This is a genomic window from Nocardia sp. NPDC127606, from assembly GCF_042671725.1.
Lineage (GTDB): Bacteria > Actinomycetota > Actinomycetes > Mycobacteriales > Mycobacteriaceae > Nocardia.
Window position 1 is genome coordinate 2,229,290 of record NZ_JBHXWQ010000001.1, and the last position, 21,840, is coordinate 2,251,129.

A 21,840-nucleotide genomic window follows, 5' to 3' on the forward strand; every position below is an offset into this window, starting at 1 on the left:
CCGGCCCGACGCCCGGAGCGCTCACCCCTGTGCCGCGGCGTCGCGTGGCAGGCCGAGCATCCGTTCACCGATGACATTGAGCTGGACCTCGGTGGTGCCACCGTAGATGGTGGTGGCACGACCCGCGATCAGCTGTTCCATCGCGTGGTCGCTGCGCTCACCGGGCACCGACACCACACCGGCGACACCGAGTTCGGCGACGACGTACTCCGAAATCGCCTGTCCCAGCGCCATTCCCAACAGTTTTCCGACACTGGACGTGGTGGATACGTCGATGCCGGACAGCTGCTTGAGCACCACCCGTGAACTGATCACGTCCACCGCCCGGCTCTCGGCCATGAGTTCGCCGAGCCGGTAGCGCGCCACCGGCGAGAGATCGCGGCCGATCGCGAAGCGCAGCAGGTCGGTGTCGGTGGCGTAGGCCTCCATCTTCTGGCTCAGCGCCACCCGCTCACCGGCCAGTGTCGTACGGGCCACGTGCCAGCCGTCGTCGACCCCGCCGACCACGTTCTCGTCGGGAACGAACACGTCATCGAGGAACACCTCGTTGAACAGCGCCGATCCGGTCATCTCCCGCAGCGGGCGCACCGTGATCCCGGGGCTCGACATATCGAGCACGAAGTAGGTGATGCCCTCGTGCTTGGGCTTGTCGGGGCTGGTGCGCGCGATCAGCATCGCCCAGTCCGAGAACTGCGCGACCGTGGTCCAGATCTTCTGTCCGCTCACCCGCCAGCCACCGTCGACCTTGGTGGCCTTGGTGGTCAGGCTCGCCAGATCCGATCCCGCGCCCGGCTCGCTGAACAGCTGACACCACACCAGTTCGCCGCGCAGTGTCGGCACCACCAGTTCCTGCTTCTGGCGTTCGTCACCGTGCGGAACGAGCGCGCCGACCGCCCAGGTGCCCATCAGCAACTGCGGCATCTGGATACCGGAGGTCTTGATCTCCTGCGCGATCACCACCTGTTCGAGCGGCGAGGCCGAGCGGCCGTAGGGGCGGGGCAGGTGTGGCAGGTTCCAGCCACCGTCGCCGAGCGCGACGAGCTGGTCGTCCTCGTCGTCGATCGCCGCGATCTCGGCCAGCTCGGCCCGGACCGCCGCCCGGATCTGTTCGGCTTCGGCGGGCAGTTCCAGCTCGCTCGACAGGGTCAGCCCCGACAGCGCGTAACCGGCCACCGCGTCGGCTCGTTCGTCACGCGCGCCGAGCTGCCCGCGCAGCGCGAGAGCCCGCCGGTAGTACAGGTGCGCGTCGTGCTCCCAGGTGAAGCCGATACCGCCGTGCACCTGGATGCACTCCTGGGCGACCTGCACGGCGGCGTCGGGGATGATCAGCGCCGCGACAGCCGCGGCGTACTCGGCGGTGCCGTCGTCACGATCGAGGGCATAGGCGGCGTCCCACAGCACGGCACGCGCCTTCTCCAGCGCGATGCCCATCTGGGCACACTTGTGCTTGACGCCCTGGAACTGACCGATCGGCCGACCGAACTGCACCCGGGTCTTGGCGTATTCCGACGCGGTCGACACACACCACGACATCACGCCGACCGCTTCGGCGCCGAGCACCACCGCGGCCACCGAGCGCACGCGCGCCGAACTCACCTCGAGTACCCGGTCGAAGGCGACCTCGACCGAATCCGCCTGCAGCCGTGCCGAACCGCGCAGCACATCGATGCTGTCCTGCGCGTTGATCGTCAGTTCGATGTTCTCGAAGACGACCCACCGCTGCTGCCCCGCCACCGCGACGGGCGCGATGACGACATCGGCCGACACTGCCCCCAGCACACCGTCGGCCGTACCGCTGACGGTCAACGTGCCGTCGGTGAGCGTGCCGGTCAGGTTCGAGGTCAGGGCCACCGCACCGGTGCGCGACCCGTCGGCCAGCCCGGCGAGCCGAGCCAGGCCCGGATTGTCCTCGGCGCGTGTGCCCTCCGCGGCGGCCAGCACCGCGGCGGCGAGCACGGTCGGCACGAACGGGCCGGTGTGCAGACCACGCCCGAGCGGTTCGAGCGCAACGGCCAGCGTCAGCAGCCCGGCGCCCTGACCACCGAGATCCTCGGCGATGTGCAGGCTGAGCAGATCCTGGGCGACGAGGGCATCCCAGAACGGCAGGACCTTGCCCGCGTCGGTGGACTCGACCGCGGCCCGGACGACATCGGCGGTAATGGTCCGCTCGACGAAACCGGCGACCGCGTCGGCGAGGGCCAGGTGGTCCTCGCTCACGCCGACGCCGAGCTCATAACTGTTGCGCGCCATGGCTAGTTGGTCTCTTTCAGCTGGGCGGCCACCTCGTCGATGGTCCACGGTCCGTCGGTCTCGACGGTGCGCACGTCGTGCCAGCCGGCCAGCTCGACGATCGCCCCGCCCTGCACGGCGAACACCTTGCCGGTGATCGCGCAGTCGGCCTCGGCGAGGTGGGCGACCAGCGGGGAGATGTTGGCCGGGGAGAACGCGTCGAACTCGCCCTCGGGCACCTCGGCTGCGAACAGCGCGCCCATGCCGGGGGTGGCCAGGGTCAGCCGGGTGCGCGCGATCGGGGCGATCGCGTTCACGCGCACGCCGTAGCGTTCGAGTTCGTCGGCGGCGACCAGCGTGAGCGCGGCGATGCCGGCCTTGGCCGCACCGTAGTTGCCCTGACCGGCGTTGGGCATGAACGTGCCCGAGGCCGAGGCGGTGTTGATCACCGAGGCCGACACCGGGGTACCGGCCTTGGACTGCGCCTTCCAGTACGCGGCGGCGTGGTGCAGGGTGGCGGCGTGGCCCTTGAGGTGCACCGCGATGACCGAATCCCACTGCGACTCGTCCATGCCCGCGATGAACGCGTCGCGCAGGATGCCCGCGTTGTTCACCACGATGTCCAAGGTGCCGTATTCGCTGACCGCCTGGTCGACCAGCGCTTTCGCGCCGTCCCAGGTGGCGATGTTGTCGGTGTTGGCGACCGCGGCACCGCCGGCGGCGACGATCTCGTCGACCACCTGCTGGGCCGGGCCTGCGTCGGTGCCGGTGCCGTCGTTGGCGCCGCCGAGGTCATTGACCACGACCTTGGCGCCTTCGCGGGCGAACAGCAGCGCGTGTTCGCGGCCGATGCCACGACCGGCGCCGGTGATGACCGCGACACGACCGTCGAGTTTTCCCATGAGTCTTGTCTCCTAGTTGATTTCGACGCGACCGTCGGTGATGGCGATCTGGCCCGCGGCTTCGGTTTCGAAGGCGTAGGCCCGCACATCGGGATCGGCGGATTCGGTGGGCCAGAAGGTGGTGGTGATGTCCTGGCCGGGCAGCACGGGCTTGGCGAAACGCACGGCCAGCCTGCGCAGGCGCGCGGTGTCGCCGCCGGCGAGTTCGGTCAGCGCGGCCCACGAGGTGAACGCCATGGTGCACAGACCGTGGTTGATGATGCCGGGAAGCCCGGCCATGCGGGCGATCTCGTCGTCGAGGTGGATCGGCATCGGGTCGCCCGAGGCCGGTGAGTAGCGGAAGGTCTGGTCGTCGTCGATGTGGGCGGTGACCGACGCGGCCGGGTCGCCTGCGCGATCGTCGTCGGTGATCCGGTGGGTGGGCGCGAGGTCCCCTTCGCCGGGACCGGCGTCGACCTTGCGGAAGAACGCGGTCATCCACTGTTCGTTGACGAGTTCACCCGCCGCGTCGCGGGTTTCGGCGTAGATGACGACCGTGGAGCCGTTCGGGCGACCCACGTAGCCGATCGGCTTGGCCCGCACCACCAGTTCGTCACCGGCCCGGATCGGCCGATGGAACAGGAAGTCCTGCTCACCGTGGACCAGCTTCATCAACAGCTCCACCGGCGCGACCGACAGCGCGGCGGGCGCCATCGAGGTGAACACCGGCACCACCGCGAACACCGGCGGCGCGATCTCGCCCGACAGGTGCGCGGGGACCGGATCGTTGGTCGCCGCGGCGTATTCCGCGATTCGTTCGGCGGTGACCGAGAACCGTTCTTCGTCGGTCCACTCCCCCAGGGCGGAGCCGTCGAAGACGACTCCGGCCGATTCCGAGGTGGTCATGCGGCCGAACCGACGAGCTCGGTGAACTTGGCCATCGACTCCTTCAGGTCGGCTTCGGCGTGCTTGGCGACGGCCTTGCCGATCGGGCCGACGATCATCGCGCCCTTGAAGCTCGCGTCGAACGCCGCCGAGGAGCCGGTGTCGGTGGCGTCTACCTTGAGCGCGAATTCGATGGTGACACCGGCCATACCGGCGCCGGTGATGCGCAGGAACGAGTTCGGCACGACCTCGGCGACGGTCCACTCGATCTTGTTGGCCATGTTCATCACCGACACGACCTCGGTGAAGCGCGAGCCCGCGGCGAGTTCGGCGGGCAGATCGCCGCGCCAGCCCTGGTGAATGGTCAGCCATTCCTCCCAGTTGGCGAGATCGCTCAGCCGGGCCCAGGCCAGCTCGGGCGCGACGGGAAGTGCGGTGGAAACGGACACAGATGCCATGGGGTTACTCCTGGTGTGATTCGGTGGGGAAAAGGTCAGCGGTTGGCGGGGCGGTAGGCGGTCACCACGACCGCGCCACCGAGGCCGATGTTGTGTTGCAGAGCGATTCGCGCGTCGGCGACCTGACGGGCGTCCGCGGTGCCCCGCAGCTGCCAGGTGAGTTCGCTGCACTGGGCCAGACCGGTCGCGCCGAGGGGGTGACCCTTGGAGATCAGACCGCCCGACGGGTTGACGACCCACTGGCCGCCGTAGGTGGTGGCGTTGTCGTCGACGAGTCGACCGCCCTCCCCCGGCGCGCACAGGCCCAGCGCCTCATAGGTCAGCAGTTCGTTGGTGGAGAAGCAGTCGTGCAGCTCGATGACGTCGACATCCTCGGGCCCGAAACCGGCCTCGGCGTACACGGCTTCGGCGGCAGTACGCGACATCGAGGAACCGACCAGATCGATCGCGGTCGGGCTGGTGAAGGTCGAGGCGAGGTCGGTGACCATCGACTGCCCGACGATCTCGACCGCGCGGTCGGCCAGGTTGTGCCGGTCGACGAAGTCCTCGCTCGCCAGGATCACCGCGCCGGAACCGTCCGAGGTCGGCGAGCACTGCAGCTTGGTCAGCGGGCCGTAGATCTGCTTGGCCTCGAGGACCTCCTCGAGGCTGTATTCCTTCTGGAACTGCGCGTACGGATTGTTCACCGAGTGCTTGTGGTTCTTCACGCCGATCTTGGCGAACTGCTCGGCCGTGGTGCCGTAGAGCTCCATGTGCTCCTTGCCCGCGGCGCCGAACATGTACGGCGCGGGCGGCATCGCGAACTCCTGCAACTCGGCCAGCGCCAGCAGGTGCTTCATCATCGGCTGCTCGCGGTCGTCGTAGGTCGAACCGAGCGAGCCGGGCTGCATCTTCTCGAAACCCAAGGCGAGGGTGCACTCGGCGAGCCCACCGCGCACCGCTTGCGCCGCCAGGTAGAGCGCGGTCGAACCGGTCGAACAGTTGTTGTTCACGTTGACCACCGGAATACCGGTCAGCCCCAGCTCGTAGACCGCGCGCTGACCGGAGGTGGACTCGCCGTACACATAGCCGACATAGGCCTGCTGGACCCGGTCGTAGTCGATTCCGGCATCGGCGAGCGCCTTGGTCCCGGCCTCACGGGCCATGTCCGGGTAGTCCCACTCCCGCGACCCGGGCTTCTCGAACTTCGTCATGCCGACGCCGACGACGAACACCTTTTGTGTCATGAACGCACTCCCGTGTGCCGTGTGTCCCGAATACCTGAGACACGGTGTCCATGTAATTTAGGTTGGACACAGCGTCCAGGTCAATACCCCGGCGAATACAGCCCGAACACGACCAGGGCCGCACCGAGAACGGTGCGGCCCTGGTGGGTCATGCTGCCGAGGTCAGGTCTGTTGACCGAACCGGCGTGGTTTCTTCGCGCCCATGATGTCGGTCCACCACGATTGCAGCGGGCTCGGTTCGGGCCAATGAACGGTCGGGTCTTCTTCCTCGGGGTCGGCGGATGGCACGTCGGACGGGTCGTCGTCGAGATCGCTGGTCATGCAGGTTCTTCCTCGAATCGAACGACGGCGCCGCAGCGGGGAGACGAGAGAAGGAATGAGCCGGAACCCGAGGCCGAGTGCGGCGACGACGCGTTGGTCGCCGCTGGTCCACGGCTGACCTGTATCTGTTCAACCGTACACGGCGAGGATAAACCGCCGGTATCAATTCACCGGCTCTCCACCACAATGCGAGTCACGTTCTGCAGCAACCCGTTTGGTGCACTCGGCGATTCGCACTGCTAACGTGTCCGGCATCGCCGAAACGCCGGGCAGCGAGTCCGGTTTCGACCGAACTCACGCGCGCGGTGCCCAATTGTGGTGCGGCGCACACGGTGTGAGGGCAGGCCGCGGCGAGAAGTCTCGTCGGAGAGACCGGCGAGGACCCGGCCACCACGGCTCTTCGGTCGGTACAGACGACAAAGGAACCGATGACTCCGACGCTCGCGGTCTTCTTGTTCTCCATCGCAACACTGGTCCTGCTCGGCGCGGTCGCTGTCGCGCTGCAGGCCCTGCGCAACGAACGTCAGATCCGCGCCCGCCTGGCGGCGGCCGAGCGCGACCTACACGCCAAGAACACAGCCATGGAGCAGATGTCGCTCGCCCACGCCGAGGAGCTGCGGGTGCGAGAGCACGAGGCGGCACGCGCCGACCTGGCCGCCGAGGAGCGCGTCTCGGCACAGATCGAGGCGGCGCAGGAGGCGACACGCGCCCAGGTCGCCGCCGACGCCCGCGCCGCCACCAGCAACGCCGTGCGCGCGTTCGGCACCACGGTGGTCAGTCTCGGCGCCGACGTGGGCCAGGTCGTGAGCAACGCGCTGCGGGAGAACCGCAACGACGAGGTCTACGCGACGCTCACCAGGATCGACCACACGGTCCAGCAGATGATCCGCCAGGCCCAGGCCTACGTCATCGTCTCGGGCGGGCTGCCGGGCAGGCGCTGGCCGCAGCAGACCGTCGGCGACGTCGTGGGCGGCGCCACCGGCCGGGTGCGCGACTATCTGCGCGTGCGCACGGGCCACTGTGAACTGGTGGTCATGAGCCGGGCGGTCGAGCCGCTGGTACACACGGTCGCGACCCTGCTCGACAACGCGCTGCGCTACTCGCCGCCGTCGTCGTTCGTCGACATCTCCTACCAGCAGGGCCATCACGGCGTCACCGTGATCATCGATGACGCGGGCGTGCGGATGAGCCACGAGCAGATGGAGGAGGCGCGCCAGGTGCTCTCGGGCGAACGCGTCGTCGACATCAACGCCCTCGGCCCGTCACCGCGGGTCGGGTTCCCCGGTGTCGCCGCGCTGGCGCGCCGCTACGGCTTCGCCGCCTATGTCGACGGACCCAATATCTACGGCGGCACCAGGGCGATGGTGTTCGTTCCCGCGGCACTGCTCGTCACGGCCGCCGAGGTGCACCGGCCCAAGCATGCCGAGGCACCGGAACCGGTAGCGCCACCACAACCCGTTTCCGAGATCAGCGCGTCGGCGCCCGAGCTGGACATGGCCGAGCTCGACCGCACCACCGGCGGGCTGCCCAAACGCACGCGCCGCACCGTGGCTCCGGCCGACGAGCGCGCCGACACCGGCGAGGTGCTCGCGCGCCCCGAACTCGCTGCGGCCTGGCACAGCGGCTCCAGACACGGCCGCGCCGCGGCCGCACGCTCGACGAAAGGGCACGACAGCTGATGAGTACTCCGATCTCCAACAGCACCAACCGCCTCGCGTGGCTGCTGGACGACCTGGCTCTCGATGGCGTCCGGTTCGCGGTGTTGTTATCCGAGGACGGCCTACGCGTGGCGCACTCGGGCGCCATCTCCACCGACGACGCGGAGCGTTTCGCCGCCGCCGCGTGCGGGCTGCGCTCGCTGGGCAAGGTGCTCGGCGAGTTCTGCGGCGGACTGGCGAACACCGTGCGCCAGAACATGACCGAATACGACGAGGGCATGGTCCTGATCACCGCAGCGGGCGCGGGCACCCTGCTCGGCGTCGCCACCACCGGCGATGTGGACCTCGCGCTCATCGCCCATCGCATGAACGAGCTGGCCGCCAGGGTCGGCCACGAACTCGGTGCGTCGCCGAGGCACCGATCCTCGACTCAGGAGTACTCGCTGTGACACTGGATGTTTCGCCGGACTCGCGCAGTGGCCAGGATCGGGTGCCGCTGTACTCAGCGGAATTCGCCGCCGACCCGCAGAGCACCTACCGCGAGATGCGCCACCGCTTCGGTTCGCTGGTACCGGTCGATCTGGTGCCCGGGGTCCCCGCCACCCTCGTGATCGGCTACCGCACCGCGGTACAGATTCTCAACGATCCCGACCATTTTCCCGCCGACCCGAAGATGTGGCAGCGCGACATTCCCGCCGACTGCCCGATCCTTCCGATGATGCGCTACCGCCCCAACGCGATTCGCACCGCCGGGGCCGAGCACACCCGCCACCGCCAGGTCACCGTAGCGGGTCTGGCGGGCGTCGACCTGTACCAGCTGCATCGCACTGTCGAGCAGATCGCGATGCCGGTGATCAACTCCTTCTGCGCGGACGGCAGCGCGGATCTGTTGAGCCAGTACGCCTTTCCCGTCATCTTCGCCACCATCAACGCGATGCTCGGTGTCCCCGCCGATATCGGCGGGCGGGTGGCGACCGGGATGGCGCAGATGTTCGAGGGCGGCGACACCGCGGCCACCGGTACGCAGATGATGGAGGACGCGCTCTACGATCTGGTGCGGCTCAAGCAGAGCGAACCCGGCGACGACGTGACGACCCGGTTGGTGCAGCATCCGCAGCGGCTCACCGACGAGGAGTTGATGAACCAGGTACTCACGATGTACGGCGCGGGGATCGAGCCGATGCTCAACCTGATTCTCAACACGGTGCGGCTGATGCTCACCGATCAGCGATTCGCGGGCAGCTTGCTCGGCGGCAGCCTGTCCACCCGCGACGCACTCGACGAGGTGCTCTACACCGACCCGCCGATGGCCAACTTCTGCACCACGTATCCGCGGCAGCCGATCCTGGTCGACGATGTGTGGCTGCCCGCGCATCAGCCGGTCGTCATCAGCATGGCCGCGTGCAACAACGATCCCGCGATCGGGACCGGCGATTTCCTCGACAACCGCGCGCACCTGGCGTGGAGCACCGGCCCGCACGGCTGCCCGGCGAAGTCTCCCGCCTACCTGATCGCCCAGGAGGCCATCGACCAGCTCCTCGACGCGCTGCCGGAACTCGAGCTCGCGGTCCCGGCCGACGAATTGGTCTGGCGGCCGGGGCCGTTCCACCGGGCGCTGGCGGGCCTGCCGGTGGTGTTCCCGAGCACCGCACCGCTGGTGGTGCCCGGCAACTGATTCCCGTGCTCGGCCGACCGCACGGGTCGGCCGAGCACGTTCGGCGCTATGCGCCGTGGATGTAGGCCGGCAGGTGGCGGTGGCCGTTGGAGATGAAGCTGGGCACGGTGCCGAGTTCGGCCACGGAAGCGGCCAGCTTCAGGTCGGTGAACCGCTCGAACAGCGCGGGCAGCGACACCAGTGCCTCGAGGCGGGCCAGCGGCGCACCGAGGCAGTGATGCGCACCGTAGCCGAATGCCATGTGCGACTGCTTCTCTCGCGTGGGATCGAACTCGCCCGCGGTGTCGCCGTGCAGCTTCGGATCACGGGCGGCCGCGGCGTAGCTCGCCAGAATCGGGTCGCCCTTGGCGAACCGGACACCGTCGATGTCGATGTCCTCCACCGCGAAACGCAACGGCAGATGCGCGACCGGCGATTCGAATCGCAGCGTCTCCTCGACCAGATCGGGCCAGGTGATCGTGCCCTCGCGCAGGCCCGTGAGCACATCGGGCCGGGTGAGCAGAGCGGTGATGGCCTGATCGAGCAGATTCACGGTGGTCTCGTGACCCGCCGAGATCACCAGCAGCAGCGTGCCGACCAGCTCTTCCTCGGTGAGCTGGCCCTCGTCCTCGTCGCGCTGGACGATCAGCAGGCTGGTGATGTCGTCACCGGGCTGTTCGCGCCGCAGCGCCACCAGTTCACCGAGGATCCGGTACATCTCCATGTAGTTGGCCTGCGACTGCTCCGGGGTGAGCGAGGTATCGAAGATGCCGTCGATGCAGGTACGCAGGCCGGGGTTCAGCGATTCCGGCACGCCCATCAGCTCCGAGATCACCTGGATCGGCAGCGGGTAGGCGAACTGCTCGCGCAGGTCCACGGTCTGACCGACCGGGGTGGCGGCCAGCTCGTCGAGCAGATCGGTGGTGATGCGCTCGACCTGTGCGCGCATGGCCTCGGTGCGCCGCGCGGTGAAGGCCGGGGCCACCAGCTTGCGCAGCCTGCGGTGATCGCTGCCGTAGGCGGTGAACATGTTCGGCGCCGAAACCCACAGGTACAGCGGCCAATCCGGGGGAATCTCACCGGCGACGAAGGCGGGCCAGTGCTGGCTGGCGTCCTTGGATACCCGGGGATCGACGAGCAGTTTCTCCAGCAGCGCGGCGTCGGTGATCGACCATGCCTGCACCCCGCCCGGCAGCTCGACCCTGGTGGCGGGACCATGCGACCTGATCTCGAGGTTCTCACCCTGAATGTCTTGCCCAGTCGGGTCCATTACGACCCGATTCGTCACCGTTTCCATTGTGAAACCTCTCGATCACCCGGCGCCTCGCAGGCCCCGGCCTTCCGAGGTCGCAGCGAAACATCTTGCTGGACTAGCCCTTACGGGCCGTTAGCGATGCTACCGGCCGAACGTCTCTGTCGCAGTGAACACTTGGAATGGGGATCACACAGTGAGATCGAACTATCGGTGCTGCCGGAACGGATACCCACGGACCGGGCTTTCGGTGTCACTTGGGCACGAGAACACCCGTCAGATCGGCTTCCCGGATGGGAGTGTCCGGATTGGCCTGCGCGCCACACATCAGATCGATGGCGGCGACGGACAGGTCGATGGTATTCGGGTCCGACGTCGCGTTGTCGCCGCGCTCCTGTTCGAGGAACTTGACCACCGTGGTCCGCCGGTCCTCCGGGGTCTGGGCGGTGTATTCGCTGCATGGCGTGTCGCCCCCCTTGTTGACCGCCTTCTCCACCTGGTCACAGCCCGTCCCGAGCAGCGCGATCGCGGCCGCGGCGAGCGCGGTGGCTACAGCATTCGTGCGCAGTGTCGTCATGTAGCGGCTTTACCCGATTGCGGCGGTTGCACGCAGCGGTGAACGTTCACGGATTGACCTGACCGTTTCAGTGTGAATCTTGTACTGTCGCAGCCAGATCAGATGCTATGTCGCTGGTGGTTCTCCCCTGGGTGGGCGCGCCACTGTCAAAGTTGCAGAGGAGCAAGGCTCATGGCCGACGTGCAGACCCCCGTGATCAGGACCGATATCCCCCATTCCGCACGGATCTGGAACTACTGGATGGGCGGTAAGGACCACTACGAGATCGACAAGATCGCCGGCGACGCGGGGCTGGCGGTCGACCCGGACATCTCGACCATGGCCGTGCAGTCGCGGCAGTTCCTGATCAGGGCCGTCCGCTTTCTGGCGAAGGAACGCGGCATCAAGCAGTTCCTCGACATCGGCACCGGCCTGCCCACGATGCAGAACACCCACGAGGTCGCCCAGGGCGTCACCCCGGAGGCCAAGGTGGTCTACGTGGACAACGACCCACTGGTGCTCACCCACGCACGCGCCCTGCTCACCAGCACCACCGACGAAGGCGTCACCACCTACATCGACGCCGACTTCCACGACCCCGAGCAGATCGTCGCCGACGCGCGCAACGTGCTGAACTTCAACGAGCCGATCGCGGTGATGTTCATGGGTGTTCTCGGACACGCCAAAACCTACGACGACCTGCTGCGCATCGTGCGCACCGTCATCGACGCGGTGCCCTCGGGCAGCCACCTGATCTACTGGGACGGCACCGACGACAGCCAGGCCTACGTCACCCTGTGCGAGAACTACACCGGCACCGGCGGCACACCGTACGTCCCGCGCCCGCAGGCGCAGATCCGCGGCGTCTTCGACGGTCTGGAAGTAGCCGAACCGGGCGTCGTCTCGATCACCCAGTGGCGTCCGGAGACCGCCGAGGTGGGTCAGGTCCTCCCGATCTCGGCGTACGGCGCGGTCGCCCGCAAACCCTGACCCGCACTGCCTTTCACGATCCGCGACACGCCCCATCCGAGCCCTACTCGGATGGGGCGCGGCCGTGCGTAGCCACGACCGAGCTCGGTCACCTGCGGATTCGGAGGAACCCTCGCGGACAAGATATGGTGATACAGGGAGTTACAGTTAATTTTCTCCCGCCGTCTCGACGTTCCGGAGAATTACATGGGCCCCCTGTCGGTTGCACTGCGCAACGTGGTCGCGCTCTTCAGTGACGGCGTCGAGCCGTACGCGCCGACGCCGTCGGACGTCGTCTACGACCAACCGCACCGCAGGCTGCTGCGCTACCGGCGCTCCACCCCCGCCACGGGCGATCCCGTGCTGCTCATACCGCCGTTGGCGGTGACGATCTCGTGCTACGACATGCGGCCCAGCCAGAGCCTGGTGCGATTCCTGCTCGAGCTGGGGCGCGAGGTCTATGTGCTCGACTACGGCGAGATCACCTACGCGGACCGCGATCTCGGCTTCGAGGAATGGGTCGACGACATCGTGCCCACCGCGATCGAGGCGGTCGGCGCGGACAACGGACACTCCCCCGTCGACCTGATCGGCTGGTCCTTCGGTGGCACCATCAGCGTGCTCACCGCCGCCGGGCACGCCGACCTGCCGATCGGGTCGGTCACCGCGGTGGGAACCCCGTTCGATCAGCGCCGCAACGGGCAGATCTCGTTGGCCCGCAAGCTCGGACAGCTCACCGGCGGCCGCGAGGTCACCGTGCCGGTGCGCATGGCCGGCGGCGTGCCGAAGTACGGGGTGCGGGCCGGTTTCCGCATCCAGTCGATCGACCGTGAACTCACCAAGCCCTGGTACATCGCCCGCAATATCGCCGACACCGAAGCACTGGCCCGCATGCAATCGGTGGATCGGTTCATGGACACCATGCCGGGCTACCCGGGCCGGTTCTACCGTCAGGCCTACCGGCAATTGATCATCCGCAACGAAATGTTCAAGGGCACAGTGCATCTGGGTCCCCATCGCGCGATCGATCTGACCGAACTCACCGCGCCGACGCAGCTGATCGGCGGCACCAAGGACGCGCTGGCCTCGTCGGCGTCGGTCGCGGCAGGCATCGGGGTCCTCACCGGCGCGGTGGATGTTCGCTTCACCGAGGTCCCGGGAAGCCATCTCGGCATCATCGCGGGCCCGACCGCCCGCGACACCACCTGGGCGACCATCGCGGACTTCCTCGACAGCGTGCGGTTGTCCACCCGGACGCCGTCGCCCACGCACTGACCGAACGACCGACGGCGCGGGGCCGAACAGTCGCACCCCTTATGCCGCGGGCATCACGCGCTGCGCATGGCGCGGTAGACGGCCGAGCCGACGAAGGCGCCGAGGTCATCGGGATTCCACTCGTCGCGGTGGGCGAACAGGGTGCGGACCGCACTTTCGGCGGCCGAGACCCATAACTCCACCAGCGCGGGCAGTTTGCGTTCGGCGTCGTCGACTCCCCAGGCCAGCAGGGTGGGACGGAGCAACGCCGTGCAGCGCTCGACGGCCAGCTGACGACCACGCCCGAAGGAACCGGCGACCGCGGGATCGGGGTTGCCGTAGATCAGCCGCCAGGCATCGGGGCGCTCGGCCGCCTTGTTGAGCAGGGTGCGGAAACCCTCGACGAACACCGTCTCGTCGGCGTTGGTCGCGCGCGGCGGCAGCACGTCGAGCACACCGGAGATCAGAAAACTCTCCTCGCGCTGGATCAGCGCGTCGATCAACTCGACCCGGTCGGGGAAGCAGGCGTAGATCACCGGGCGGGTGACCTTCATGTAGTCGGCGACCGCGCCCATCGTGACCGCGGCGATGCCGTCGTCGGCGGCGATGGCCAGCGCCGCGTCGAGCACCTGGGGCCTGCGCCGCTCGGGGCCGAGGTGCGCGGCCCGCCCTCGCCGCTGCACTGCCGTCTCGCTACCCATGCGCCCACCATAGCAACCACCTCGGCATTCCTACACATATGTACGAAAATGCTACAGTGACGAATGAACCGTCCGACTGTGCTGGACGCCCGCAAGAGGAGCGACGATGCCCCAGGATTTCTTCAACCCGAACACCGCCGACTTCGCGCAGTTCGATCCGGAGACGCGCAGGCTGTTGCGCGCGACGGTCGACTGGTTCGAGACCCGCGGCAAGACCCAGCTGCTCGACGACGATCGGTCCCGCGTCTGGCCGTCGGACTTCCTCGACTTCGCCAAGAAGGAGCGGCTGTTCGCCACCTTCCTCACCCCGGCGGCCGAGGCGGGCGATGACCCGAACAAGCGCTGGGACACCTCGCGCAACGCCATGCTGAGCCAGATCTTCGGCTTCTACGGCATGACTTACTGGTATGTCTGGCAGGTCACCATCCTCGGCCTCGGCCCGATCTGGCAGAGCGACAACGCCGTGGCCAAGAAGAAGGCCGCTGCCCAGCTCGACTCCGGGGAGATCTTCGCGTTCGGCCTGTCGGAGAAGGAACACGGCGCCGACGTGTACTCCACCGACATGATCGTCGACCCGCAGCCCGACGGTGGTTACACCGCGACCGGCGGCAAGCACTACATCGGCAACGGCAACCTGGCCTCGATGGTCTCGGTCTTCGGGCGCCGTTCGGACAAGCCGATCATCGACAGCGCCGCGGCACTGCGGGGCAAGCCGACGCAGGAGGATTACGAGGGGTATCTCTTCTTCGTCGCCGACTCCCAGCACGACGCGTACAAGCTGAAGAAGAATGTCGTCAACAGCCAGATCTATGTCGCGGCTTTCGATCTCGAGAACTACCCCGTCGCCGAGGAGGACATCCTGCACCGCGGCGAGGACGCGTTCCACGCGGCGATGAACACGGTCAACGTGGGCAAGTTCAACCTGGGCTTCGGCGCGGTCGGCGCCTGTGAGCACTCCTTCTACGAGGCGATCAACCACGCCGAGAACCGGATTCTGTTCGGGCACAGGGTGACCGAATTCCCTCAGGTACGGGCGCTGATCACCGATTCCTACGCGCGCATCGCCGCGATGAAGCTCTACAGCGCACGCGCGGTGGACTACATGCGTTCGGCCTCGCCGGATGACCGTCGCTACCTGCTGTTCAACGCCATCGAGAAGATGTCGGTGACCCGCCAGGGCCAGCGCGTGATCGAGGACCTCGCCGACGTGATCGCCGCGCGTGGGTTCGAGAACGACATGTACTTCCCGGTCGCGATGACGGCCATGTTCGGCCTGCCGCGACTGGAGGGCACCGTCCACGTGAACATGGCGTTGTCGCTGAAGTTCATGGCCAACTACATGTTCCACCCCGCCGATGCCGGACTGGCCGCGATGCAGTCACTGCCGGGCGCCTCGGTGGCGCCCAAGGGAGCCACCCGTGCGGTCGCCGGCGCCCTGACGTGGTCCAGTCGCAAGATCACCCCTCGTCTCGGCGCAGTCGTGAAGCCGTTGCGGGCCGAATTCGCCAGCGCCGCTTATGCTCCGGTGCCATCGCGCCACGACACCGCCGACGACGAGTTCCTGTTCCGGCAGGGCCCGAGCAGTGGCCTCGGCCGCATTCGCTTCGCGGACTGGCGCCCGGTGTTCGAGAGCTTCCGCGACGTTGCGAATGTGTCGGTGTTCCTCGAGCAGGTACTAGCGCTGCAGGCCCTGCTCGCGGTCGCCGCACCGACCTCGTCACAGCAGAAGGACGTGGACTTCCTGTTCGCGTTCGGCGAGCTGTTCACGGCGGTGCCCTACGCCCAGCTGGTGCTGGAGCAGGCGCGCATCGACGGCACCGACCCGGCGGTGCTCGACCAGATCTTCGACGGGTTCGTGCGCACCTTCTCCGCGAACGCGCTCAACCTGCACAACAAGCCGACCGCCACCCCCACCCAGCAACGCCGGGCTCTCGACCTGGTTCGCCGGCCGGTCTTCGACGAATCCCGTTTCGAGCGGGTTCTCGGTAAGGCGCGCGCGCTGGCCGGGACCTACGAGATGAAAGCCTGACTCAGCATCGACGGTTGCCTCCGCGCCTCTCCCGGAGGCAACCGGGGTCAGTCGAGCGGGGGCGTGTTCTCGGTGATGGTGGCCAAGGTCGCCGCCACCGACATGTCGGGCTTGATGACGACGCCCTTCTCGCGGAGAAAGCCGTCGAACAACTGCACGACGGCATTGGTCGTCCGGTCGACGAACAGTGCCGTCGGTTCCGGCAGCGGGACGGGATCGGTGTCGAGCCACAGGTCGGTGACGGCCATGACGAAACCGACGATGCCGCGCAGCAGATGATCGATACCGTCGGTATCGAGTGCGACCGAGGACAGCACACTGCGGCTGCGCTCGGCCAGATCGTGCGAGAGGCGCCGACCGATGTCCAGCGGCCGAGCGGCCGGGTCGGCGCCCGAGACGCTCTGGGTGAGCACGAGGAACCGGAACACATCGGGATGTTCGGCGATGACCCCGGCGTAGGCGGTGAGGAACCGATGGATCGTGACCCGGGGCGGCTGCATGATGAGCGAGAGATCCGGCGCGACGGCCGCGTAGATCTGCGCGACCAGCCAGTCCGAGACCGCGCCGTCGAGCTCGGATTTGTCGGCGAACATGCGGTACAGACGCGGTTTGGCGACGCCCATCTCGCGGGCGAGCGCCTCCATGCTCAGGTGGGGTCCGTCGCGGTCGATGCACCGCACCGCGCCCGCGATGACCTGTTCGCGGGTGAGCAACCGTACGGGCGACCGGCGAGCCGGTCTAGACGATGTAGTCACTGTTCTCCCTGATCCGCCCTTCGCGTACGGCCAGGATAGCGGCGCCCGGCGAGGGATCTGCCGCCGTATCGCGGGCGCACTCCGAGGGGGTGTTGACAGCGGCCGATCCGATGCTCAAGATATTTCCGGTACTACGCGTACCACCAAATGGTACCGGCGGTACTATTGATTGCGCACGGAGCAACGAAGCCCCGTGCCGGAAGGAGTCTCGTATGACGCGCGAAACCGGCAACCACAATCCCGGGGCAGCGTCATCCAGAACGCATCTGGTGCGCAACGGCGACATATCGCTCGCCGTCTACGAATTCGGCCCACACGACGGCATTCCGGTGGTTCTGGTCCACGGTTGGCCCGATACCCATCACCTCTGGGACGGCGTCGTTCCGCTGCTGTCGGACAAATATCGCGTGATCTCCTACGACACTCGCGGGTACGGACAATCCAGCGCGCCGACCCAGGTATCGGCCTACGAGCTGAACCGACTCGCGACCGACTTCTTCGCCGTGGTGGAGGCCGTCAGCCCCACCGAACCCGTGCACGTCGTGGCCCATGACTGGGGCTCGGTCCAGGTCTGGGAAGCGGTGTGCGAGCCGGGCGCGGACCAGTACGTCGCGTCGTTCACCTCGATCTCGGGGCCCAACCTCGACCACTTGGCCACCTGGATGCGCCGTGGTGTGCTGTCGGGAACCCCGCGCGGGATCTGGGGCACGCTCAGCCAGTGCCTGTCCTCGGCCTACACCACCTTCTTCATGCTGCCGGTCCTGCCGGACCTGTTCTTCCGGCTCGTGGGCACCGAGAAGGTCTGGAAGATGTTCCTTCGCGTGGTCGAAGGCACGTCCGCGGCGCAGATCTCCCTGGCGCCGACCCTGAAACAGGACATGATCTCCGGGCTGCGCTTCTACCGGGCCAACATCATCGCCCGCATGTTCGGGCCCCGCGAACGACGCACCACCGTGCCGGTGCAACTGCTGGTCAACACCCGTGACATCGCCGTGCGCCCCGCGGGCTACGACGACACCGCGAAGTGGGCCGATCAGGTCACCCGCCACGACCTGCCACGCGGGCACTGGCTGCCCTACTCCGACCCCGCCGCGATCGCCGAATACGCCGACGCGTTCATCCAGGCTCAGCCCAAGTAGCGACGAATGAGAGAAAAGCCCATGCTCGACTTCGACATCGTCATTACCGACGGTCTCTGGTTCGACGGCACCGGAGCCGCGTCCGCCCAACGCACCATCGGCATCCGTGACGGCATCGTCGAAGCCGTCTCCGCGGACCCGCTGCCGATCGGCCCCGACACCGAGGTGATCGACGCCGCGGGCAAGTGGGTGCTTCCCGGGTTCGTCGACGTGCACACGCACTACGACGCCGAGATGCTCATCAAGCCCGCGCTGTCGGAGTCGCTGCGACACGGCGTCACCACGGTCGTGGTCGGCAACTGCTCGCTGTCTACGGTGCTGGCGTCCAACGCCGACTGCGCCGATCTGTTCAGCCGGGTCGAAGCCGTGCCGCGCGAGGCCGTGCACGGCGCTCTCGACAAGCACCGCACCTGGTCGGACCCGACCGAGTACGCCAAGGCGCTCGACGAACTCCCGTTGGGCCCCAACGTGGCGGCGTTCCTGGGCCACTCGGACCTACGCACGCATGTGCTCGGCCTCGGCCGCGCGGTCACCCGCGACACCAAGCCCACTGCCGCCGAAATCAAGCAGATGACCAGCCTGCTCGACGCGGCGGTCGACGCCGGCTTCCTCGGTTTGTCGTCGATGACGAACAAGCTCGACAAGATCGATGGCGAGGAATACCGGTCGCGGTCGCTGCCGTCGACCTATACCCGCGGCAAAGAGGTGCGCGCGCTCAACAAGGTGCTGCGTAAGCGCGATCGGGTGCTGCAGAGCGCCCCCACGGTCGGCTTCAACCCCAACATCGCCAAGTTCTTCGTCGGCAGCGCCGGCATCGGCCGGCCCAAGCTGCGCACCTCGCTGCTGTCGGCGGCCGATTCCAAGGCCTACCCGCCGCTGGTGTGGTTCATGCTCTACGCCGCGCCGCTGCTGAATCGCTTCGCGCGCACCGACTTCCGCTGGCAGCACCTGCCGGTGCCGTTCACTGTCTACGCCGACGGCATCGACCTGGTGGTGTTCGAGGAGTTCGGCGCCGGTGCCGCGGCCCTGCACCTGAAGGACCAGGTCGAACGCAACGAGCTGCTCCAGAGCGAGCCGTACCGTCGCTGGTTCCGCAAGCAGTACGACAACAAGTTCACCCCGCGCATCTGGCACCGGAACTTCTTCGACGCCGAGATCATCGCCTGCCCTGATGAATCGGTGGTCGGCAAGTCGATCGGGCAGGTCGGCAAGGACCGCGGCCTGCACCCCGTCGACGCCTACCTCGACATGGTGGTCGAGTACGGTCCCGCGCTGCGCTGGCGCACCACGATCGCCAACGATCGCCCCGAGTACCTGAACAAGCTCGCCGCCAGCCCCGGCGTGCAGATGGGCTTCGGCGACGCGGGCGCGCACCTGCGCAACATGTCGTTCTACAACTTCCCGCTGCGGCTGCTCGAAAGGGTGCTGCGGGCACAGGAAGCCGGAAAACCGTTCCTGAGTACCGAACGTGCCGTCCACCGCCTCACCGGCGAGCTCGCCGACTGGTATCAGATCGACGCCGGTCACTTGCGCGAAGGCGGTCGAGCCGACCTGGTGGTCATCGACCCGGCCGGACTCGACGAGCAGGTGCACCAGCTCCACGAAGCTCCGCTGCCCGAATTCGGCCTCGACCGGATGGTCAACCGCAACGACCGCGCCGTCGTCGCCACCGTCGTCAACGGGCGCCGGGTTTTCGGCGCGGGCGAAGTGGCGCCCGGCATCGGCGCGGACTGGGGAACCGGGCGGTTCCTGCGCGCAGGCCATGACAACTCCGCTCCCCTCGCACAGGAGACCCGATGAAACTCCCGTTCCGTCGCGCGGCCAGGACCGTGCGCGCGCCTGATGTGGCGCTGCAGGCACGCAATGTGAAGTTCGACTGGACCTCGGCGCCACTGCACTGGATGCCGTCCGAGCCGATCGCCTCGCACGTGGTGAACTCGCTGAACCTGCTGCTGCCCGAGGGCGAGCGGATGTTCTGCGCCACCTACCGCGACGCGCTGCCCTACGTGCGCGATGCGAAGGTGCGTGAGGCCATGCTCGGATTCATCGGGCAGGAGTCGATGCACGCCGAAACCCATGCCAAGGTTCTCGACCAGGTTTTCACGGCCCACCACATCGACACCGCGCCCTACACCCGCCAGATGGAGTACGTCTTCCGTAATTCCCTCGGCGCGCGCGAGGGCAGCCCGCAACAGGCCCAGACCCGTCTGGTCGAACGGTTGGCGTTCATCGCCAGCCTCGAGCACTTCTTCGCCTGGCTCGGCGACTGGATTCTCAACGCCGACCTGGAAAAGCACGGCGCCGAACCGCGCGTGCTCGACCTGTTCCGCTGGCACGGCGCCGAGGAGGTCGAACACCGCAGTGTCGCCCACGATGTCGCGATCTACTTCGGCGCGGGCTACCTGCGCCGTGCGGCGATGATGCTGATCGTCATCCCGATCCTGCTCAGCCTGCTCGTGCGCGGCACCAAGTTCCTGGTCAATCAGGATCCCGAACTGCCGAAGATGGGCTACCCCACGCTGATCTGGAAGATCCTCGGGGCGATGTGGCGCGGTGCGCTGCCAGGTATTCCGGCGCTGCTGATCAGCGCCGGGTCCACCTTCGATCCACGCTACGACCCGGCGAATGTCGGCTCCACCGAGCAGGCGATCGCCTACCTCGCCAAGTCCCCGGCGGCCAGGGCGGCGGCACAGTGACCGTGTATCCCGCGCCCAAGGTGATCCCGCCGGACCTCTACGGCAAGCACGATCACGATCCGACCACCAGGGTGATCGACACCGTGGCCAACCTGCGAGTTCGCTGGTCGACGTTGATCAACCGCCGCCCGATCCTCACCAGGTCCGACGACGCCCGCTTTCCGGTGGTCGTCTCCGACCGGGTGCTGGTGGCGCAGGACCAGGCCGTCATCAATCTGGGCCTGCGTGCCCCCGACGGTGCTCGGCTGCCCCGGTGGGCGCCGGGCGCGCACATCGACATCGAACTCCCGTCCGGGCGCCTGCGGCAGTACTCGCTCTGCGGCGACCCTGCCGAAACCGGCGAGTACCGCATCGCGGTGCGCCGCATTCCGCAGGGCGGTGGCGGGTCGATCGAGGTCCACGACGAGCTGGCGGTCGGCACCGAGGTCGTGATCCGCGGACCGCGTAACGCGTTCCCGTTCGCGCCGCCCGGGCGTGGTTCTTCGGCCGAACGCCTGCACTTCGTCGCGGGCGGCATCGGTATCACCCCGATCCTGGCGATGGCGCGCGCCGCCGACCGGCTCGGTATCGACTGGACGCTGGTCTATTGCGGGCGAAGCCGCGACACCCTGCCGTTCCTCGACCAACTCGCCGAACTCCGCGGACACGTCGTGGTGCGCACCGACGACGAGCACGGAACACCCAGTGCCACAGATCTTCTCGACGGTGTCGATCACGACACGGCGATCTACTGCTGTGGACCCACTCCGATGACGGCTGCCCTCGTCGCCGCTGTGCGCACGATGCCGGGCATCGAGTTCCACTCCGAAAGGTTTTCTCCCGCACCGGTTGTCGACGGCACCGCGTTCGAGGTGGAGTTGGCGAGCACCGGTGAGGTCGTCCCCGTCGCCGCCGACCAGACCATGCTCGACGCGCTGCTCGCGGTCCGCCCCGACCAGCCCTACTCGTGTCGCCAGGGCTTCTGCCGCACCTGCGTCGTCCACGTCACCGACGGCACCCCCGACCACCGCGACGGCGCGCTGACCCCCGACGAACACGCCGCGGGCGTCACGCTGGCCTGCGTCTCGCGCTGTGCGGGAAAACGCCTGGTCCTCGACCTCTGAGCCCCCGTGGCCCGGCGCGCCGGACTCCGCCCGTGTCCGTGAATCGACATCGAAGAACACTGCTGTACGCGTAG

At 67.6% G+C, this 21,840-nt stretch carries 20 protein-coding genes; 10 read left to right on the forward strand and 10 right to left on the reverse strand.

Annotated features, from left to right (window positions below):
- Positions 1 to 21: 21 nt before the first annotated feature.
- The 6 genes from ACFVJ5_RS10435 to ACFVJ5_RS10460 form a co-directional block, all read right to left on the reverse strand.
- Positions 22 to 2,250, reverse strand: coding sequence for an acyl-CoA dehydrogenase (locus ACFVJ5_RS10435; RefSeq protein WP_379219671.1), 2,229 nt, complete (start codon positions 2,248 to 2,250; stop codon positions 22 to 24).
- A gap of 2 nt (positions 2,251 to 2,252) precedes the next feature.
- Positions 2,253 to 3,131 (reverse strand): SDR family oxidoreductase, encoded by an 879-nt coding sequence (locus ACFVJ5_RS10440; RefSeq protein ID WP_378630878.1) that lies wholly within the window; start codon positions 3,129 to 3,131, stop codon positions 2,253 to 2,255.
- A 12-nt stretch (positions 3,132 to 3,143) separates the two neighbouring features.
- The gene (locus ACFVJ5_RS10445) at positions 3,144 to 4,016 is read right to left on the reverse strand and encodes a MaoC/PaaZ C-terminal domain-containing protein (protein ID WP_379219672.1); all 873 of its coding nucleotides are present in this window, start codon (positions 4,014 to 4,016) and stop codon (positions 3,144 to 3,146) included.
- Positions 4,013 to 4,453 (reverse strand): SRPBCC family protein, encoded by a 441-nt coding sequence (locus tag ACFVJ5_RS10450; RefSeq protein ID WP_379219673.1) that lies wholly within the window; start codon positions 4,451 to 4,453, stop codon positions 4,013 to 4,015. The genes ACFVJ5_RS10445 and ACFVJ5_RS10450 overlap by 4 nt, the downstream gene beginning before the upstream one ends.
- A 35-nt stretch (positions 4,454 to 4,488) precedes the next feature.
- Positions 4,489 to 5,679: a lipid-transfer protein gene (locus tag ACFVJ5_RS10455; RefSeq protein ID WP_379219674.1), complete on the reverse strand. Its 1,191-nt coding sequence runs from the start codon at positions 5,677 to 5,679 to the stop codon at positions 4,489 to 4,491.
- Between the two features lie 162 nt (positions 5,680 to 5,841).
- A complete protein-coding gene (locus ACFVJ5_RS10460; RefSeq protein ID WP_378630874.1) occupies positions 5,842 to 6,000 on the reverse strand; it encodes a hypothetical protein in 159 nt (52 codons plus the stop codon).
- A 428-nt stretch (positions 6,001 to 6,428) separates the two neighbouring features.
- Between ACFVJ5_RS10460 and ACFVJ5_RS10465 the strand changes: the two genes are divergently transcribed.
- From ACFVJ5_RS10465 to ACFVJ5_RS10475, 3 genes are read left to right on the forward strand one after another with little or no spacing between them, the layout of a single operon-like run.
- Positions 6,429 to 7,679, forward strand: a complete 1,251-nt coding sequence (locus ACFVJ5_RS10465) for a sensor histidine kinase (protein ID WP_379219675.1) — start codon at positions 6,429 to 6,431, stop codon at positions 7,677 to 7,679.
- Positions 7,679 to 8,107, forward strand: a complete 429-nt coding sequence (locus ACFVJ5_RS10470) for a roadblock/LC7 domain-containing protein (protein ID WP_378630871.1) — start codon at positions 7,679 to 7,681, stop codon at positions 8,105 to 8,107. Before ACFVJ5_RS10465 ends, ACFVJ5_RS10470 begins: the two co-directional genes overlap by 1 nt.
- Positions 8,104 to 9,333 (forward strand): cytochrome P450, encoded by a 1,230-nt coding sequence (locus ACFVJ5_RS10475; protein WP_379219676.1) that lies wholly within the window; start codon positions 8,104 to 8,106, stop codon positions 9,331 to 9,333. The genes ACFVJ5_RS10470 and ACFVJ5_RS10475 overlap by 4 nt, the downstream gene beginning before the upstream one ends.
- Positions 9,334 to 9,379: 46 nt before the next feature.
- Here ACFVJ5_RS10475 and ACFVJ5_RS10480 read toward each other — a convergent pair whose 3' ends face one another.
- The gene (locus ACFVJ5_RS10480; protein WP_379219677.1) at positions 9,380 to 10,609 is read right to left on the reverse strand and encodes a cytochrome P450; all 1,230 of its coding nucleotides are present in this window, start codon (positions 10,607 to 10,609) and stop codon (positions 9,380 to 9,382) included.
- A 208-nt stretch (positions 10,610 to 10,817) separates the two neighbouring features.
- Positions 10,818 to 11,141 carry a hypothetical protein gene (locus tag ACFVJ5_RS10485; protein WP_379219678.1) on the reverse strand — a complete coding sequence of 108 codons (324 nt, stop codon included), beginning with the start codon at positions 11,139 to 11,141 and terminating at the stop codon, positions 10,818 to 10,820.
- Positions 11,142 to 11,312: 171 nt separating this feature from the next.
- Here ACFVJ5_RS10485 and ACFVJ5_RS10490 point away from each other — a divergent pair, with 171 nt between their 5' ends.
- Together ACFVJ5_RS10490 and ACFVJ5_RS10495 are read left to right on the forward strand one after the other, a co-directional pair.
- Entirely contained in the window at positions 11,313 to 12,110 is a 798-nt protein-coding gene (locus ACFVJ5_RS10490) for an SAM-dependent methyltransferase (protein WP_379219679.1), read from the forward strand.
- 186 nt (positions 12,111 to 12,296) lie between these two features.
- The gene (locus tag ACFVJ5_RS10495; protein ID WP_379219680.1) at positions 12,297 to 13,364 is read left to right on the forward strand and encodes an alpha/beta fold hydrolase; all 1,068 of its coding nucleotides are present in this window, start codon (positions 12,297 to 12,299) and stop codon (positions 13,362 to 13,364) included.
- 53 nt (positions 13,365 to 13,417) lie between these two features.
- Here the strand turns inward: ACFVJ5_RS10495 and ACFVJ5_RS10500 are convergent, their stop codons facing one another.
- Complete coding sequence (locus ACFVJ5_RS10500; protein ID WP_379219681.1) at positions 13,418 to 14,044, reverse strand: TetR family transcriptional regulator; 627 nt, start codon at positions 14,042 to 14,044, stop codon at positions 13,418 to 13,420.
- A 106-nt stretch (positions 14,045 to 14,150) separates the two neighbouring features.
- Between ACFVJ5_RS10500 and ACFVJ5_RS10505 the strand changes: the two genes are divergently transcribed.
- Positions 14,151 to 16,073, forward strand: a complete 1,923-nt coding sequence (locus ACFVJ5_RS10505; protein ID WP_379219682.1) for an acyl-CoA dehydrogenase family protein — start codon at positions 14,151 to 14,153, stop codon at positions 16,071 to 16,073.
- 47 nt (positions 16,074 to 16,120) lie between these two features.
- On the opposite strand, the gene ACFVJ5_RS10510 is transcribed toward ACFVJ5_RS10505, so the two are convergent.
- Positions 16,121 to 16,828 (reverse strand): TetR/AcrR family transcriptional regulator, encoded by a 708-nt coding sequence (locus ACFVJ5_RS10510; protein ID WP_379219683.1) that lies wholly within the window; start codon positions 16,826 to 16,828, stop codon positions 16,121 to 16,123.
- 212 nt (positions 16,829 to 17,040) lie between these two features.
- Here ACFVJ5_RS10510 and ACFVJ5_RS10515 point away from each other — a divergent pair, with 212 nt between their 5' ends.
- Genes ACFVJ5_RS10515 through ACFVJ5_RS10530 form a run of 4 tightly spaced genes read left to right on the forward strand, consistent with a single transcriptional unit; the run spans position 17,041 to position 21,766 of the window.
- Entirely contained in the window at positions 17,041 to 17,967 is a 927-nt protein-coding gene (locus ACFVJ5_RS10515; RefSeq protein ID WP_379219684.1) for an alpha/beta fold hydrolase, read from the forward strand.
- A gap of 21 nt (positions 17,968 to 17,988) precedes the next feature.
- Positions 17,989 to 19,767 carry an amidohydrolase family protein gene (locus ACFVJ5_RS10520; RefSeq protein ID WP_379219813.1) on the forward strand — a complete coding sequence of 593 codons (1,779 nt, stop codon included), beginning with the start codon at positions 17,989 to 17,991 and terminating at the stop codon, positions 19,765 to 19,767.
- Positions 19,764 to 20,663 carry a metal-dependent hydrolase gene (locus tag ACFVJ5_RS10525; RefSeq protein ID WP_379219685.1) on the forward strand — a complete coding sequence of 300 codons (900 nt, stop codon included), beginning with the start codon at positions 19,764 to 19,766 and terminating at the stop codon, positions 20,661 to 20,663. Before ACFVJ5_RS10520 ends, ACFVJ5_RS10525 begins: the two co-directional genes overlap by 4 nt.
- On the forward strand, positions 20,660 to 21,766 hold the full coding sequence (locus ACFVJ5_RS10530; protein ID WP_379219686.1) for a PDR/VanB family oxidoreductase: 1,107 nt from the start codon (positions 20,660 to 20,662) through the stop codon (positions 21,764 to 21,766). Before ACFVJ5_RS10525 ends, ACFVJ5_RS10530 begins: the two co-directional genes overlap by 4 nt.
- The last annotated feature ends 74 nt before the right edge of the window (positions 21,767 to 21,840 follow it).